Annotated in this window: 16 protein-coding genes; 3 read left to right on the plus strand and 13 right to left on the minus strand. The window is 64.6% G+C overall.

The window, feature by feature from the left end; all coding sequences use genetic code 11:
* Positions 1–36: 36 nt before the first annotated feature.
* Together IB279_RS05105 and wrbA are read right to left on the minus strand one after the other, a co-directional pair.
* The gene (locus IB279_RS05105; protein WP_210338587.1) at positions 37–1,239 is read right to left on the minus strand and encodes a CynX/NimT family MFS transporter; all 1,203 of its coding nucleotides are present in this window, start codon (positions 1,237–1,239) and stop codon (positions 37–39) included.
* Entirely contained in the window at positions 1,239–1,871 is a 633-nt protein-coding gene (wrbA, locus tag IB279_RS05110; RefSeq protein WP_112975675.1) for an NAD(P)H:quinone oxidoreductase, read from the minus strand. Before wrbA ends, IB279_RS05105 begins: the two co-directional genes overlap by 1 nt.
* A 108-nt stretch (positions 1,872–1,979) precedes the next feature.
* Between wrbA and IB279_RS05115 the strand changes: the two genes are divergently transcribed.
* Entirely contained in the window at positions 1,980–2,891 is a 912-nt protein-coding gene (locus IB279_RS05115) for a LysR family transcriptional regulator (protein ID WP_113187095.1), read from the plus strand.
* Here IB279_RS05115 and IB279_RS05120 read toward each other — a convergent pair.
* The 3 genes from IB279_RS05120 to IB279_RS05130 form a co-directional block, all read right to left on the minus strand.
* On the minus strand, positions 2,888–4,048 hold the full coding sequence (locus tag IB279_RS05120) for an MFS transporter (RefSeq protein WP_060516248.1): 1,161 nt from the start codon (positions 4,046–4,048) through the stop codon (positions 2,888–2,890). The genes IB279_RS05115 and IB279_RS05120 overlap by 4 nt on opposite strands.
* Before the next feature lie 93 nt (positions 4,049–4,141).
* Entirely contained in the window at positions 4,142–4,978 is an 837-nt protein-coding gene (locus IB279_RS05125) for an aldo/keto reductase (RefSeq protein ID WP_090294708.1), read from the minus strand.
* Positions 4,979–5,082: 104 nt separating this feature from the next.
* A complete protein-coding gene (locus IB279_RS05130; protein ID WP_060516246.1) occupies positions 5,083–6,264 on the minus strand; it encodes an MFS transporter in 1,182 nt (393 codons plus the stop codon).
* Positions 6,265–6,403: 139 nt separating this feature from the next.
* Here IB279_RS05130 and IB279_RS05135 point away from each other — a divergent pair, with 139 nt between their 5' ends.
* Positions 6,404–7,297, plus strand: coding sequence for a LysR family transcriptional regulator (locus IB279_RS05135; protein WP_090294705.1), 894 nt, complete (start codon positions 6,404–6,406; stop codon positions 7,295–7,297).
* A 21-nt stretch (positions 7,298–7,318) separates the two neighbouring features.
* Here IB279_RS05135 and tam read toward each other — a convergent pair whose 3' ends face one another.
* The 6 genes from tam to IB279_RS05165 form a co-directional block, all read right to left on the minus strand.
* A complete protein-coding gene (tam, locus tag IB279_RS05140) occupies positions 7,319–8,092 on the minus strand; it encodes a trans-aconitate 2-methyltransferase (protein WP_112975656.1) in 774 nt (257 codons plus the stop codon).
* Positions 8,093–8,104: 12 nt separating this feature from the next.
* Positions 8,105–8,767, minus strand: a complete 663-nt coding sequence (locus IB279_RS05145) for a haloacid dehalogenase type II (RefSeq protein WP_034789254.1) — start codon at positions 8,765–8,767, stop codon at positions 8,105–8,107.
* Positions 8,768–8,957: 190 nt separating this feature from the next.
* Positions 8,958–9,518: a phosphatase gene (locus tag IB279_RS05150; protein ID WP_112975655.1), complete on the minus strand. Its 561-nt coding sequence runs from the start codon at positions 9,516–9,518 to the stop codon at positions 8,958–8,960.
* A gap of 106 nt (positions 9,519–9,624) precedes the next feature.
* Complete coding sequence (locus IB279_RS05155; RefSeq protein WP_034789257.1) at positions 9,625–10,308, minus strand: YoaK family protein; 684 nt, start codon at positions 10,306–10,308, stop codon at positions 9,625–9,627.
* Between the two features lie 108 nt (positions 10,309–10,416).
* Positions 10,417–11,457 (minus strand): zinc-dependent alcohol dehydrogenase family protein, encoded by a 1,041-nt coding sequence (locus tag IB279_RS05160; RefSeq protein WP_112984136.1) that lies wholly within the window; start codon positions 11,455–11,457, stop codon positions 10,417–10,419.
* Positions 11,454–11,987: a GNAT family N-acetyltransferase gene (locus IB279_RS05165; RefSeq protein WP_192339113.1), complete on the minus strand. Its 534-nt coding sequence runs from the start codon at positions 11,985–11,987 to the stop codon at positions 11,454–11,456. The genes IB279_RS05160 and IB279_RS05165 overlap by 4 nt, the downstream gene beginning before the upstream one ends.
* A 152-nt stretch (positions 11,988–12,139) precedes the next feature.
* Between IB279_RS05165 and IB279_RS05170 the strand changes: the two genes are divergently transcribed.
* Positions 12,140–13,021 carry a branched-chain amino acid aminotransferase gene (locus IB279_RS05170; protein ID WP_089043855.1) on the plus strand — a complete coding sequence of 294 codons (882 nt, stop codon included), beginning with the start codon at positions 12,140–12,142 and terminating at the stop codon, positions 13,019–13,021.
* A gap of 70 nt (positions 13,022–13,091) precedes the next feature.
* Here IB279_RS05170 and IB279_RS05175 read toward each other — a convergent pair whose 3' ends face one another.
* Complete coding sequence (locus IB279_RS05175; protein WP_090294702.1) at positions 13,092–13,607, minus strand: hypothetical protein; 516 nt, start codon at positions 13,605–13,607, stop codon at positions 13,092–13,094.
* 184 nt (positions 13,608–13,791) lie between these two features.
* Positions 13,792–14,379: a TetR/AcrR family transcriptional regulator gene (locus tag IB279_RS05180; RefSeq protein ID WP_060516242.1), complete on the minus strand. Its 588-nt coding sequence runs from the start codon at positions 14,377–14,379 to the stop codon at positions 13,792–13,794.
* Positions 14,380–14,426 lie beyond the last annotated feature (47 nt).

Here is a 14,426-nt window from a genome sequence, read left to right on the forward strand (position 1 = left end):
GTCTGCCGGTGGGTTTTTTGTTGCCTGCGGCGGCCGTCAGCGTTCCGGCCTGCTTTCCCGTAGCGTCCGTTCGAGTGTGGGCGTCAGCCCGATGCAAAGAACGGCACTGGCGCCGATAAAAGCCGCACCCGATGTCCATCCGTAGCGTTCGATCGCGGTTCCGACCGCGACGGGGCCGACGAGTTGCCCGAGATTGCTGCCCTGCATCAGCAGGCCCATCGCCATCGGCGCAAGCGCCGGACGTGGCGACAGGAGCGGCACCGATGAGATCAGCGTCGCCGGAATGAGCCCGCCGATCGCGGAAAACAGGAGGCAGAGCGCCAGGATCAGATGTCCGCCTGAAGGGCTCAGGAAGATCCAAAGGCCGGATACGCCGGTCAGCAGCGCGGCGCTTGCGACCAGTCTGCCGCGGGCGAAACCGCGGGACAGAAGATGGCCGGCGGCCAGATTGCCGAAGACGTTCACCAGCGTGATGATGGCGCTCAACAGGCCAACGGTTCCAAGCGAGACCTGCAGGCGCTCGATCAGCAGGATCGGCAGAAAGCTGGAAAGCGTGAAGCTCATCAGGCTGTAGAGCGAAAACAGCGCGAAGAGCAGCACGGGCCCGCGGCTCGTCAGCGTTTCCGCGGCATCATCCCGGAAGCGGGTGGCGACACGGGGCGTTTGCCGGGGTGGCGACACGGCCAGGAAGATGGAGGCGAGGCTCACAAGCGTGAGCAGCCCATTGCTCCACCAGATCGCCTGCCAACCGGCAAAGGCAGGCCCCGTCAGCATGGCGATCGCCATGCCCGCGGGCATGAAACAGCTCCAGAGCGCAAAGACGAGGTCGCGGCGCTCCTGCGTCACCAGACGCATGAGGATGGCGGGGCCGGCGACGACGACAAGCAGAAAGCCGAAGCCCTCGATGATGCGCGACAGCAGAAGCAGCGTGAATGCTGGGCTCGCCGCGCCGGCAAAGGAACCGAACGCCAGCAGCGCCATGCCGATGCCAAGCAGGCGCCGGTCGCCGACAGCTGTGACGAACGCGCCGGCTGCCATGCCCCCGACGACACCTACTACGGCGAAGACGGAGGTGATCCAGCCGAGGGCGGAGAGGTCGAGCCCAAGATCGGACTGAAGCAGCGGGCCGGCAATCAGCCCCTTGCCCACCTGCATCGCCGCGACCACGCCGGCCGCAACAACGGTCATCACGCCCGACCAATCGGTTCTTTCGCGAACAAAGGCTGCGGCCATGGCCATCAGGCGATCTCCGCAACGCGGGTGCGTCCGGCAACCAGCGCTGTTGCCAGTTCCGCCACGTGGCGCCCCTGGAAGCGTGCGCCTTCCAGTTCGTTGGCGCTCGGCTGCCGGTCGCCGCCGTTGCCGTCATCGGCCAGCGTCGAGGCGCCATAGGGTGATCCGCCGGTGATTTCGTCCATGCGCATCTGGCCTTTGAAGCTGTAGGGAAGGCCGGTGATCACCATGCCGAGATGCAGCAGCACGGTATGCGTCGCGAGTATCGTCGATTCCTGGCCGCCATGCTGGCTTCCGGTCGAGGTAAAAACGCTGCCGATGCGCCCGACCAGGGCATCGCGCGCCCAGATCCCACCCGCCTGGTCGAGAAAGTTCTTCATCTGGGCGGCCATGTTGCCGAAGCGTGTCGGCGTGCCGATGATGATCGCGTCATAATCGGGCAGTTCGGCGATTGTTGCCACCGGCGCATCGTGGTTGCGCTTGTAGCCGGCCTTGACGGCCACGGCTTCCGGGACGATTTCCGGCACGCGCTTGAGCGCGACGGTGGCGCCGGCGGTGCGCGCACCCTCGGCGACGGCCTTCGCCATGGTCTCGATGTGGCCGTAGGAGGAATAGTAGAGCACGAGCACCTTGGTCATTTCGGTTTCCTTTTTGTGGGCGGCATTGCCGTTCACTGAAAAGATGGGTGCTTTTCTCGATCTCTTGGAGTGATATAATTTTCATCAAGATGATCTATGGAATCGATCATGCTCGATGCCCTTACTCTCGATCAGATGCGGACCTTCGTGACCGTCGCCGAAAGCGGAAGCTTCCGCGCCGGCGCCGCCAGGCTCTCACGGGTGCAATCGGCCGTCAGCCACGCCATCGCCAACATGGAGGCCGAACTGGGGGTCGGCCTTTTCGACCGGTCCGGCCACCGGCCGGTCCTGACGGCGGAAGGGCATGCGCTGCTCGCCAATGCGCGCGACATCCTGTTGCGGGTGGACGCGATGCGCGCCCGGGCACGCGGCCTCGGCGAAGGCATCGAGCTTGAGCTTTCTCTGGTCGTCGATACGCTGTTTCCGATCGAGACGGTCGGCCTGGCGCTGAAAGAGATGCGGGGCACCTATCCCGACGTGTCGATCCGCCTCGCGGTCCTGCCGCTGGGTGGTCCGCTCGATGGGCTAGTCGATCGCCGTTTCACGCTCGGCATCACCGTCGGCGAGGATTTCCGCGATCCGGCGATCGCCCGCCGGGCACTGTCGACGGTCGAACTCGTTGCGGTCGTTGCCGCCCATCATCCTCTAGGTCTCCTCGCGGGGGGCGACGTGCTCGACAACGCCGAGCTTGCAGACCATCTGCAGATCGTCCTGTCGGATCAGTCGCAGCGCACGGTCGGGCGCGACTTCGGCGTGCTCTCGCCGCAAACCTGCCGTGTCAGCAGCCAGGACACGAAACATGCGATGATCCGCTCGGGCCTCGGCTGGGGTCGATTGCCGTTCTGGCAGGTGGAGCGCGACCTTGCGGAAGGCCGGCTCGTGCGCATGCCGACGGCCGCCCTTGGCCGCAACAGCCAGGTGGGGGCCGAAGCCTATCTCGTTCACCGGATCGACGAGCCGCTCGGGCCGGCCGCCCGCGTCTTCAACGAGGCTCTCGCCCGGATCTGCGCGGAGGGCTAGCGTCGGCCGTTGAGCGCGAAGGCAAGCGTGAAGACCACCAGCACGACGCCCACGCCGATCGGGCCAGCGATCGGGTTGATGAAGTTCATCAGCGCGCCGGTCGCGCCGGAGCCAGCCGCGCTGCCGGCGGCATAGGCGAGCGAAAAGGCGGCACTGCCGGCAACCAGCATGCTGCCGCGATACTCTTCCCCGAGCATGGTGAGCGCCGCCGTATAGAGCGCGAAGCTCGCCGCGCCGATGAAGGCGAAGGTCAGGAGCAGAGCGATATCGGACGACAGCAACGGCACGAGCAGATAGCCGCTGGCAGCGACCGCGGCCGCCGAGATCGCCACCCGACGGCGCGGCAGGCGGTCGAGAAGCACGCCGATGAAAGGCTGTGCCACAGCTGTCGGTATCGCCAGCGCCGTTACGCTCAGCGCGGCAAAGGCCTGGCTGTGGCCGGTCTTGACGAAATAGACCGGCATCGCCGAGATCGCGGCGATATCGGCAAATCCGAACATCAGCACCATCAGGATCAGCATCGGCGCCTTCCCGAAAAAGGCGAAGAGGTCCCGCGTCGAGGACGGCTCGGGCCGGGTGCGGGCGCCCATGGTCAGCAGCCCCGTGAGGAAGGCGACGAGTGCGATATAGATCGCCAAGAGGGCAAAGCCGAGACCGCCGCTGGTGCCGAGCAACGGGATCGCCAGCGGACCGGCCGCAAAGCCGCCGCACATGCCGGCGCCATAGAGGCCGGAGACGCGGCCGCGCAGGCGGTCCGGGCAGGCGGTGTTCAGCCACGCTTCACCAAGCATGAAGACCATGCTGACGAAGAAACCCAGGGCAAAGCGGGCGATAAACCAGATGACGAGTTCCGACGTCGAGGCAAGTGTCGCGAGACAGATGGAACAGCCGATGAGGCTGGCGATGATCAGCTTGTCGGCCGAGGCGAGTCGCGTCAGCCGCCCGAGAATAAGCGTCGCAACACCGAGACCGGCGGCAAAGCCCATGGCATTGAGGCCGATCATGCCGGCCGAAACGCCGCGGCTCTCAAGCGAAAGCGAGATCAGCGGATAGGTGAGCCCCTGCGCCACCGAGAAGGCGGTGACACCGAGAACGACGGCGATAATCGCCGGCCAGTCGGGAGCAAAATCGCTCGCCTGTGCCTCGTGCAACGACATCGCCCCCTCCCTACGATCCGTGTCCTTGAGGCGATGTCCATATCGTATCCGCCGCCGGCAGGGAATTGGCCGGCGGCGAAATGATTGCGTTCGTTAAGCAGCCTTGTCCCAGACGGGGGCAAGGCCTTCCGGGTTGACGATGCGGCCGTCGGCACGCGCAAGGGCGTGGATTTCGGCCATTTCGCCGTCGCCGAGCGCAAAGTCGAAGATCGCGAAATTTTCCTTCAGGCGATCGATCGTCGCGGTCTTTGAAAGGGTGATCACGTCCTTCTGCTGCACGAGCCAGCGCAGCGCTACTTGCGCGGCCGTCTTGCCGTGGCGGGCACCGATCTCCTTCAAGAGTGGATCGCTCGGCACCTTGCCGTTCGCCATCGCATAGTAGGCGGTGATCGACATGCCGTGCTTGCGGGCGGTCTGAAGCACCTTGGTCTGATCGAGATACGGGTGGTACTCGACCTGGTTGGTGGCGATCGGGGCGTCGCTCAGCTTCACGGCCTCTTCCATCTGCGCCGTGTTGAAGTTGCTGACGCCGATGTGGCGAACCTTGCCGGCCTTGTGCACTTCGTTGAGAGCGCCGATGCGCTCGGCCATCGGCACGTCGCTGCCGCCCGGCCAGTGCAGGAGAAGCAGGTCGACATGGTCGGTCCGCAGCTTCTTCAGGCTTTCGTCGACCGAGGCGAGGAAGTCGCGATGGGCATATTTGTCGACCCAGACCTTGGTGGTGAGGAAGATATCGGCGCGTGACACGCCGGAATTATGGATGGCCTCGCCGACTTCGGCCTCGTTGCCGTAGATCTGCGCCGTATCGACGTGATGGAATCCGAGCTTCAGGGCTTCCGGCAGAACGCGCAGCACATCGGCGCCGGGCATGCGGAAAGTGCCGAAGCCGAGCGCCGGAATGTTGGCGCCGTTGGAATTGACGGAATGCATCGTGGGTAACTCCTTGTACTGGGCATGTTATGCTTGATAAGCGCCCGGCCACCTAGCCGGGCGAAAAAGGAATGAGGCTATAGGTGGTCCTCGCAGACGGCGGTTCAAGCCGTTTGGTAGGCCGCCCCGGTGCGACGATCAAGGGCGCCGCTCAGGAGCGTGAGCAGCAGGGCTGCGGCGACGAGCAGGGCACCGATCACGGGCGTCATGCCAAGGCCGAGCGGCGAGGCGACGATGACGCCACCGAGCCAGGCGCCGACGGCGATGCCGAGGTTGAAGGCCGCGATGTTGAGCGCCGAGGCGACATCAACGGCGCCCGGACGATGTTGCTTAGCAAGCTGCACGACATAGAGCTGCAAGCCCGGCACATTGGCGAAGGACAGGAAGCCAAGGGCTGCAAGCGTGACCAGCGTCAGCACCGGCGAGGGGGCCGTGAAGGTGAAGAGCACGAGCACCGCCGCCTGCGCCAGGAACAGGCCGACCAGCGCCTTGACCGGGTCGCGGTTGGCGATCTTGCCGCCGGCAATGTTGCCGATGGCAATCGCGATGCCGTAGAGCACCAGGATCAGGCTGACGGCGCTTTCCGAAAAGCCGGTGATGTCCTGCAGGATCGGCGCCAGGAAGGTGAAGGCGACGAAGGTGCCGCCGTAGCCGAGCGCGGTCATGGCAAAGACGATCAGCAGGCGGCCGGAGCCGAGCACGCGCACCTGGTCGATGAGCTTTGCCGGCGGCGCCTTGGACAGCGTGTTCGGCAACAGGGCTGCGATCGCGACAAGAGCGACGACGCCGAGACCGGTGACGGCCCAGAAGGTGGCGCGCCAGCCGAAGGTCTGGCCGATCCAGGTGCCGAGCGGCACACCGGTGACGATCGCGACGGTCAGGCCCATGAACATCATGGCAATGGCCGAGGCGCGGCGGTCTTCCGGTACGAGGTCGGCGGCAATGGTCGAGCCGACCGAGAAGAACACGCCATGGGCAAAGGCAGAAATGACGCGGGCGACGAGCAGCGGTTCATAGCTCGGCGACAATGCTGCGGCGGCATTGCCGACGATGAACAGCGCCATCAGGCCGATCAGCAGCGGTTTGCGCTCGATCCGGCCGGTGAGCGCGGTGAGAACTGGCGCGCCGAAGGTGACGCCGAGCGCGTAGACGCTGACGATCAGGCCGGCGAGCGGCAGGGTGACATTGAGGTCGGTGGCTACCGTCGGCAGGAGGCCGACGATCACGAATTCCGTTGTTCCGATCGCATAGGCCGCGATCGTCAGCGCAAGTATGGCAATAGGCACGACGAGACCTTTCCCACCCGGCTGGGAGCACCGGGCGTGTGGTTGTTGTTGAAGTCGGGTGGAATATGAGCCTTTGCACTCATCACGATAATACGCATAATCAGACAAACGTTTGTGAATTGAGTTCAAAGGGAAGCGCATGGACAACCGAGCCGGTGAGATGGAGGTTTTTGTCGCCGTGTCGGAGACCCGCAGCTTCTCCGCTGCGGCGCGGCGCCTGAAATTGTCGCCGTCGGCCGTCAGCAAGCTGGTGACCCGCATCGAGGACCGGCTTGGCACGCGCCTGCTCGTGCGCTCGACCCGGACCTTGCAGCTGACCCCGGAAGGCGAAGTCTATTTCCAGCGGGCGCAACGGATCCTCGGAGATATCGCCGAGACCGAGCATGTCGTTGCCGCCGGCGGACGCATGGCGCCGCGTGGGCTCTTGCGGGTGAACGCCGCCGTCGGCTTCGGCGAGCGCTACATCATGCCGCTCGCGCCGGAGTTCCTGGCGCGATACCCGGAGGTCCAGCTCGACCTGACGCTGACCGACAGCATGATCGATGTCGTCGGCGAACGCACGGACGTGGCGATCCGCACCGGACCGCTGCGTGATTCATCCCTGAAGGCGCGCAAGCTGATGGAAACCCGGCCGGTGGTGATCGCCTCGCCCGCCTATCTTGAAAAGTATGGGATCCCGCAAACCCCTGACGATCTCGACGGCCACAACTGCGTTCGCTTCAACTTCCGACGCAGCGTCGACGAGTGGGCGTTTCGCGGGCCGGGCCAGTCTCAGATCGCGCACCGAACCGTCTCCGGCAATATGCAGGTATCGAGCGGTTCGATCGTCCGCCAGCTTTGCCTTGCCAGCGTCGGCATCGGGCGCATCGGTCGTTTCCATGTCGAGCCGGATTTCGAGGCTGGAACGCTGGTGCCGCTGCTCGAGGACTATCAGTCGGGCGAGATCGAGACGGTCTACGCCGTCTATGCCGGCCACGAGCATCTCGCTGCCCGTATCCGCGCCTTTATCGATTTTCTGGCGGAGCGCATGTAAGCGCCCGGCGGGCAGACGAACTCAGCCCGCCTTGACCGCCACGATGAAGAACCTCGGAAAACGCAAGAGTACCTTGCCGTCGCTCGTTGCCGGATAGGCCGCGCGTATCCGGTCGGTGTAATCGGCGAGAAAGGCGCTCCGCCGGTCCTCGGGCAAGGTATCGAGATAAGGTCTGAGGCCGGTCCCCTTTACCCACTCGACGATCGCTTCGGCATTGGCGAGGCGATGATAGTAGATCGTATGCCAGACCTCGATGCGCGCTGCCCACGGAACCAGGCATTCGACATAGGTTGCCGGCGGCGGCATCGGGTTGCGGCGGATAGCCTTGCCGGCAAAGGTTTCAGCGAAAGCCGGGCTGCGCGCGGTCTCTTCCATCAGGAGGTGGCTCGGCTCTCCGAGGTTGTCCGGCATCTGCACCGCGAGCGTACCGCCGGAGGCAAGCGCCTTCATCAGCCTTTCGAAGATAGTGAGATGGTTCGGAAGCCACTGGAAGACCGCGTTGCCGTAAAACAGCGAGGCGCCGGCGGGAGGAACCCAGGCCGCAAGATCCGCCTTTTCGAAGGATACCCCGGGAAGCCGCTTGGCGGCGGCAAGGAGCATGTTCTCGTCGCTGTCGAGGCCGGAAAGCGTGGTCCAGGGAAACCGGTCGCGGATGAGCTCGGTCGAGTTCCCCGGGCCGCAGCCGAGGTCGAAGGCGAGGCCTTCTGGCAGGTCAGGCACTTGGGCGAGAAGGTCTCTGGCTGGTCGGGTGCGTTCGTCTTCGAACTTGAGATACTGCGCGGGCGACCAGACCATCAAAGAACTCCTTCAGATACCGAATTGCAGGCTTTCGAGAGAGGGCAGGATCAAGGCAGGCCCATGATCGCGGTATTCGTCCGGCATGTCTGCCCGATTGATCCACACGGTGCGGAAGCCGAATTTCGTCGCCCCGGCAATGTCCCAGCGGTTCGACGACTGGAACGAGACTGCGTGCGGGTAGAGCCGGTAGCTGGTGGTAACGAGATCGTAGACGGCAGGCGCCGTCTTGAACGCCTTCACCGCGTCGACCGAAAAGACGTCGTCGATGACGATATCGAGTGCGGCGTTGCGCACGGCCGACGCGAGCATGGCCGGCGAACCGTTGGAGAGGATGGCGATCCGCGCCCCGCGCTCCTTGAGACCTTTCAGAACGGCCGGCACTTCCGGATAGCAGTCGAGCGTCCAGTAGGCGTCCAGCAACCGCTTGCGCAGCTTCGGGTCGGCGGAGGGAAAGCGCGCGAAGGCAAAGTCGAGCGCCTGTTCGGTCAGCTTCCAGAAATCCTGGTAGCTGCCCATCAGCGAGCGCACCCAGGAATATTCGAGCTGCTTGGCGCGCCAGAGTTCGGAAAAAGCCTGTCCGTCCGGACCGATCTCCTCAGCGTGGCGTCTGACGGCCGCATGCACGTCGAAGAGCGTGCCGTAGGCGTCAAACACATAGGCCGCGTGGGACATCGTTTCCTCCCGTCAGTTGTCTTCGGTGCCGGCTGACATGGCGAACATGCCACGTCAAAGCCTATCCGAAAACAAAGGCTTACAGCATCACGCCCGATCGGACAGCCCGCTGTCACCGTTCTTTACGCGGATCATGTCAAATATTTGTGCGTCGCACAACGGCCGGCCGCTCAAAGGCAGGTTTCCTGCCTTAGCCCTTGGCCGGTTTCCAGACTTTTGCCGGGAAGCGTAGCGCCTGCTTGGCGAGCTTGCCCTTGAACCCGAGCGCCGTGTCGCACAGGTTGACCACATGCCGGTTCGGCTTGGCTTCCGGGCGAAGCGCATGCAGGGCCGCGGCTGCCTCTTCCGGCGGCATGTAGCGTGCCAGAATGCCCAGCGTCAGCGCCGTCGCGCGGCCAATGCCCCGCAGGCAATGGACGAGCAGATGCGCGTCCTCGGGCAAGCGGTCGATGAAAGCGAAGGCGGCGTCGATCGCCTGCGGACGCGCCGCATCCGGTTCGTCAGGATCGGTGGTGTCGCCGAAAAAGAGTTCCAGGTGGTTTTCCGGCGGCAGCTCGATCATCGACAAAAGCCGGCTGCCGGGCGCGCGCATGGAGATGAGATGCGTCGGCGCCCAAAGTGCACGATTGTGCCGCGCCTCGGTCTGCGAGCTGACGATGACCCGGATCGGCCAGCCGGCCGGATGCGCCGAATTGGCGTTGAGGATGGGATGGTAAAGTTCATCCGCAGTAACGGCTGCCGCAAGCGCCATGGCAGGACCTCGCTTGTGATTCTTCAGCGCGGATTTTGCCCTGAAACCCGTCCGGGCTTAAGGGCAAAATCTTGGGGGGAGGCGAAAAGCTGTGGCCGGAGCGGGATCAGCCCGGATGGATGTAGCGCTTCGACCAGCGCGACGGCACCAGAATGGTGGCCAGCGTGAGCCCGGCGCTAAGCGCGAAGGAAGCCCAAAGAGACGCCGGGCCGAAATGGCGCTGCAGGACGGCGCCGGCGACAGCGCCAGAGAACATGCCAAGCCAGGGCACGATCTGCATGAGCCATTGGCGGTTTGTGTTGCCGAGCAGCCAGCGGCCGAGGCCGCGCCCGAAACGGGAAAGGGCACCAGTCACGTAGGTGAGCCCGATCGGCAGGCCCTCGATGTGCTCGACGGCGGCATTAACCAGGCCCATGGCAAGCACGATGCCGTAGAAATAGAAGGGCTTTGGCATCGAGGTTCCGAAGCCGGCGCAGAGCATTAACACCAAACTGACCATCGAGAGGACGCCGACGACGCCGAGGCGTGCGGCCGCAATCACGCCGAGCGCGTTGCCGATGATGAACGCTCCAAGCGCGCCGACGAGCAGCAGGGCGCCGGTGAAGTCGCCGTCGCCTAGCGCGATCGCCGCCCGCGTCGTGTTGCCGCTCATGAAGGAGACGAAGTCACCGATGCTCAAGAGCCCGATCGCGTCGGTCATCCCGGCGAGAAACGAGATCGTCGCGGCGACGGCCAGCGCCGTGCCGGTGCGCTGCCGCTTGATCAGTCTTCGCCGTCTCGCAATGGTCATCTGCCTTGCCTCCGATTGGGGACAAGGCTAGCGCATGCGGATGGTGAGTCGGAATGGGCGGTCATCATATTGCCTGCCGGCTGCGGCGCTCACGGCTTGCCGTGGCCGTCAGAAGCGCGTGATGACGCTGATGCCGAGATCGGTGGCGCGGTCCATGGCGACGAGGGCAGGGATCGCCTCTTCAAGAGAAATTTCCCGGCCGATCAGTTGCTGCGGCTTCAGCTTGCCGTCGGCGATCATCGCCAGCATGGCGTCGTAGCGCCAGGCCTGCATGCCGTGGCTGCCATAGATTTCGAGTTCGTGGCCGATCACCTGCGCCATCGGGATCTGTGGCGTGGCCTGGTCGCCGAGCATCAGGCCAACCTGGACGTGGCGGCCGCGCCGGCGCAAGTTCTTGATCGAGTTGAAGCAGGTCACGGGATTGCCGAGCGCGTCGATCGAGACATGGGCGCCACCGCCGGTGATATCCTTTACCGCCGCTGCCACGTCCTCCACGTCACGGCCATTGATGACAGCGACCGCGCCGAGTTTTTTGGCGAAGGCGAGCTTGTCTTCGGCGATGTCGATCGCGATCGGCTGGGCGCCGAGGGCCGCCGCGATCATGATTGCCGAGAGGCCGACGCCGCCGCAGCCATGCACCGCCACCCACTCGCCGCCCTTGACCTTGGCCTGGTCGGCGATGGCGCGGAACGACGTTGCGAAGCGGCAGCCGAGGCTCGCAGCCGTGGTGAAGTCCATGCTTTCAGGCAGATGCACGAGGTTCTGGTCGGCAAAGTCGAGCGCGACATATTCGGCAAACGAGCCCCAATGGGTAAAGCCCGGCTGGAACTGCGCCTCGCAGACCTGCTGGTTTCCGGAGCGGCACTCGCCGCAACGGCCGCATCCGGAAACGAAGGGCACGGTCACCCGATCGCCGACCTTGTAGCGCATGACGCCGCGGCCGGTGGCGGTCACCACGCCCGCCAGCTCGTGGCCGGGCACATGCGGCAGGCGGATATCGGCGTCATGGCCCATCCAGCCGTGCCAGTCGGACCGGCAAAGCCCTGTCGCCTCGACCTTGATGACCACGCCGTTCTCCGTCGGTGTCGGATCGGGAAGGGTACGGATTTCCGGCATCTTCTCGAAGGCGTCGTAATACATGGCTTTCATCGGGTCGCTCCTTGCAATGTCTCAATGGGTGGGGCGCGGCCGTCGATGTGGCGCGCCATCAGAAATTCGTCGACCTCCCGGTCGCCGTCGAGCATGCCGCCGGGAACGTGCCCGATCTTGTAGAAACCCGCACGTTCATAAAAGCGGATCGCCGTCGGATTGTCGGCACGCACCACGAGTTCGAGCAGTCGGATGCCGGCCGAGCGCGCATGGTCGGTCAGTTGCGCAAGCAGCTGCCGCGCAACGCCGGACCCGCGGGCCTCGTCGCACACATAGACCATGATGATCGTGCCCCGATGCGCCAGCCGGCTCGCACGCTCGCGCATCAGGCCCATGATGCCGACCGGCTCATCGCTGTCGAAGGCCACGAATACGGCGTTGGCGGTTAGCCGCGCGCGCCATTCCTCAGCCGAAAGGCGCTCCCAGTCGGCCGCTGTCGAGGCGAAGGCCTGCGGCTCGCGCTTGAGCGCTTCCAGCCTGATGCGGCGGAAGATGTCCACGTCGTCAGCGTCGAGATGCTTGATGCGCACGGCTTTCCCTTTTCTTTGGCGAAGAGACTAAGCGAGAGGCCTTCGCGGTACCAGAACGGCCGACATGACATTTTTTGATAGACCCATTCACCCCGATGCTGTTTTTTCGGGGTATGCGGAAAGACTAGAATAAAAACCTCAAGGAGACGCAGATGGCCGTCGATACATCCCCCCGCTCAGTGACCTGGACCTATGTCGATGGTGAATGGCTCTCGGGCAATCCGCCGCTGATCGGCCCGACCTCGCATGCGATGTGGCTGGGCTCGACGGTGTTCGACGGCGCCCGCGTTTTCGACGGCGTCGCTCCCGACCTCGACCTGCATTGCCAGCGCGTCAACCGCTCGGCCGCCGCGCTTGGCCTGAAGCCGACGATGGCGGCGGAAGAGATCGAGGCGCTGACCTGGGAAGGCGCCAAGAAGTTCGACGGCAAGACGGCGCTTTATGTGAAGCCGATGTACTGGGCCGAGCACGGCGCGGCCGGTGTCGTCGCCATCGACCCGGAATCGACCCGTTTTGCGCTCTGCCTGTTCGAGGCGCCGATGGGCAACGGCCACGGCGGCTCGTCGCTGACGCTGTCGCCCTTCCGCCGTCCGACACTGGAATCGATGCCGACCGACGCCAAGGCCGGCTGCCTCTATCCCAACAACGCGCGCATCCTGACCGAGGCCCGTTCGCGCGGCTTCGACAATGCGCTGGTGCGCGACATGCTCGGCAACATCGCCGAGACCGGTTCTTCCAACGTCTTCCTGGTCAAGGACGGTGTCGTCTTTACGCCGGCCGCCAACCGCACCTTCCTTGCCGGCATCACCCGCTTCCGCGTCATGACGCTGCTGCGCGAAGCCGGTTTCGAAGTGGTCGAGGCGACGCTGACGATGGCGGACTTCCAAGCGGCCGACGAGATCTTCACGTCCGGCAACTACTCCAAGGTGCTGCCTGTGACGCGTCTCGAAAGCCGCGACCTGCAGGCCGGCCCGGTCGCCGCCAAGGCGCGCGATCTTTATATGGACTGGGCGCACGCGGCCCGCGACGTCTGAACCGCGCGCAAAACCCCGGCGCACGGTCGTACCCGCTGCGCCGGGGCAAGATGGCCCTCGGTTCAGGCACTCAGCGCGAGCGGCGCGCGCGCGCACCGACCACGGCGCGCCTGTGGATCAGGTAGGCCTGGACGGAGAGGCCTGCGAGGAAGATCACCAGCCAGGCAAGCAGCGTCGTCTGCACGATCGGCGATTCCGGGCCGCTGGCAAGTGGCTGCGAGGCGGGCAGGCGCTTCAACGTCTCGGCGATCGCCGGCACGATCAGCAGGAAATAGCTGAACGAAAGGCCAAGCGTTGCCAGGTAGGGGCGCAGGCGGCCGAAAAATTCGAGCCTTTGTGCTGCAAGGCTCCCACCGATGACGAGCAGCGTGACGATCCCGAGCGCATGGCCCGCGTTGAAGCCGCCGGTGCTCGAAAGCCCCGCGGACGTCAGCACCGCCAGGATGATCGCGGCGAGGTAAAGCTTGCCGGAGCGCGTGCCGGGAACAATCGCACCATACCGGGCAAAGCCATAGAGGCCCGCCACGACGGGGGCGAGGCTGATGACGGTATGGATGATGCCGAGTGTGGAAAGCGGATTTGCCATGATTTTCCTCCTTCATTCAACCGACTAGTTGGTCGGGATGTGTTCGAAAAAGAAACGCGATGATTTCACCTGCCATCGCGTCCGTTCGGTTTGATTTCTAGTGCTCGCAAATGTGGCCCGCCGTTCCCACGGGAACAACTGTCTTTTTCGACCGGTGTCGCTTCGAAGGGTCGGAGCTTCGGGGTCAGGCATCGCTTGGCGCCTGAAGTTGTGCCAAGGCGGGCCGTGCGATCGCCGAAAACGTGGCTTGATCCGAGCCGGCGACGCGGGCCGCGAGCATTGCGCCGTGGACCGTCGCCATGAGCGCCTCGGCGGCCGCCTTGGGGCCGTGAGCGGTCCTCAGGGATCCCTTCGCTACGCCATCCTCGATCACGGCTCCGAGCCAGCCGGAAAGGTCGGCAAAATGACCGCGCACTTGCGCGACGACAATATCGGGAAGCGAAGGTATTTCCGAGGCCAGAAGGGCGCCGATACAGAAGGGCATGTCCCGTTTGGCGATACATTCTTCCCAGAAGCCGACATAGGCCTCGAGCCGGGCCGCCGGATCGCCGACAGCTGCTAGCAGTCCTTCAACGCTGCGGCGATTGTTCTTGCGGTAGCGGGCAAGCACGGCTGCGGCCAGGTCCGCCTTGGTCGGGAAGTGATGGTGGATCGTCGCCTTGCCGATGCCGACCACGGCCGAGATGTCCGCGTAGCTGAACGCGCTGTAGCCCCGCGACACCATCAGGCGTTCGGTTGCGTCCAGGATTCGTTCGGAAGTATCGCTCACCATGAGCAAGATCTATCAACCGGTCGGTCGAAGCTCAAGTGAGGAGCAGT

Source organism: Ensifer sp. ENS06 (assembly GCF_014852205.1).
Classification (GTDB): domain Bacteria; phylum Pseudomonadota; class Alphaproteobacteria; order Rhizobiales; family Rhizobiaceae; genus Ensifer; species Ensifer adhaerens.

Excerpts from the sequence above, each read along its gene's own strand:
- IB279_RS05105 (WP_210338587.1), bottom strand. The coding sequence starts at position 1,239 with ATGGCCATGGCCGCAGCCTTTGTTCGCGAAAGAACCGATTGGTCGGGC.
- wrbA (WP_112975675.1), bottom strand. The coding sequence starts at position 1,871 with ATGACCAAGGTGCTCGTGCTCTACTATTCCTCCTACGGCCACATCGAG.
- IB279_RS05115 (WP_113187095.1), top strand. The coding sequence starts at position 1,980 with ATGCTCGATGCCCTTACTCTCGATCAGATGCGGACCTTCGTGACCGTC.
- IB279_RS05120 (WP_060516248.1), bottom strand. The coding sequence starts at position 4,048 with ATGTCGTTGCACGAGGCACAGGCGAGCGATTTTGCTCCCGACTGGCCG.
- IB279_RS05125 (WP_090294708.1), bottom strand. The coding sequence starts at position 4,978 with ATGCATTCCGTCAATTCCAACGGCGCCAACATTCCGGCGCTCGGCTTC.
- IB279_RS05135 (WP_090294705.1), top strand. The coding sequence starts at position 6,404 with ATGGACAACCGAGCCGGTGAGATGGAGGTTTTTGTCGCCGTGTCGGAG.
- tam (WP_112975656.1), bottom strand. The coding sequence starts at position 8,092 with ATGGTCTGGTCGCCCGCGCAGTATCTCAAGTTCGAAGACGAACGCACC.
- IB279_RS05145 (WP_034789254.1), bottom strand. The coding sequence starts at position 8,767 with ATGTCCCACGCGGCCTATGTGTTTGACGCCTACGGCACGCTCTTCGAC.
- IB279_RS05150 (WP_112975655.1), bottom strand. The coding sequence starts at position 9,518 with ATGGCGCTTGCGGCAGCCGTTACTGCGGATGAACTTTACCATCCCATC.
- IB279_RS05155 (WP_034789257.1), bottom strand. The coding sequence starts at position 10,308 with ATGACCATTGCGAGACGGCGAAGACTGATCAAGCGGCAGCGCACCGGC.
- IB279_RS05160 (WP_112984136.1), bottom strand. The coding sequence starts at position 11,457 with ATGAAAGCCATGTATTACGACGCCTTCGAGAAGATGCCGGAAATCCGT.
- IB279_RS05170 (WP_089043855.1), top strand. The coding sequence starts at position 12,140 with ATGGCCGTCGATACATCCCCCCGCTCAGTGACCTGGACCTATGTCGAT.
- IB279_RS05175 (WP_090294702.1), bottom strand. The coding sequence starts at position 13,607 with ATGGCAAATCCGCTTTCCACACTCGGCATCATCCATACCGTCATCAGC.
- IB279_RS05180 (WP_060516242.1), bottom strand. The coding sequence starts at position 14,379 with ATGGTGAGCGATACTTCCGAACGAATCCTGGACGCAACCGAACGCCTG.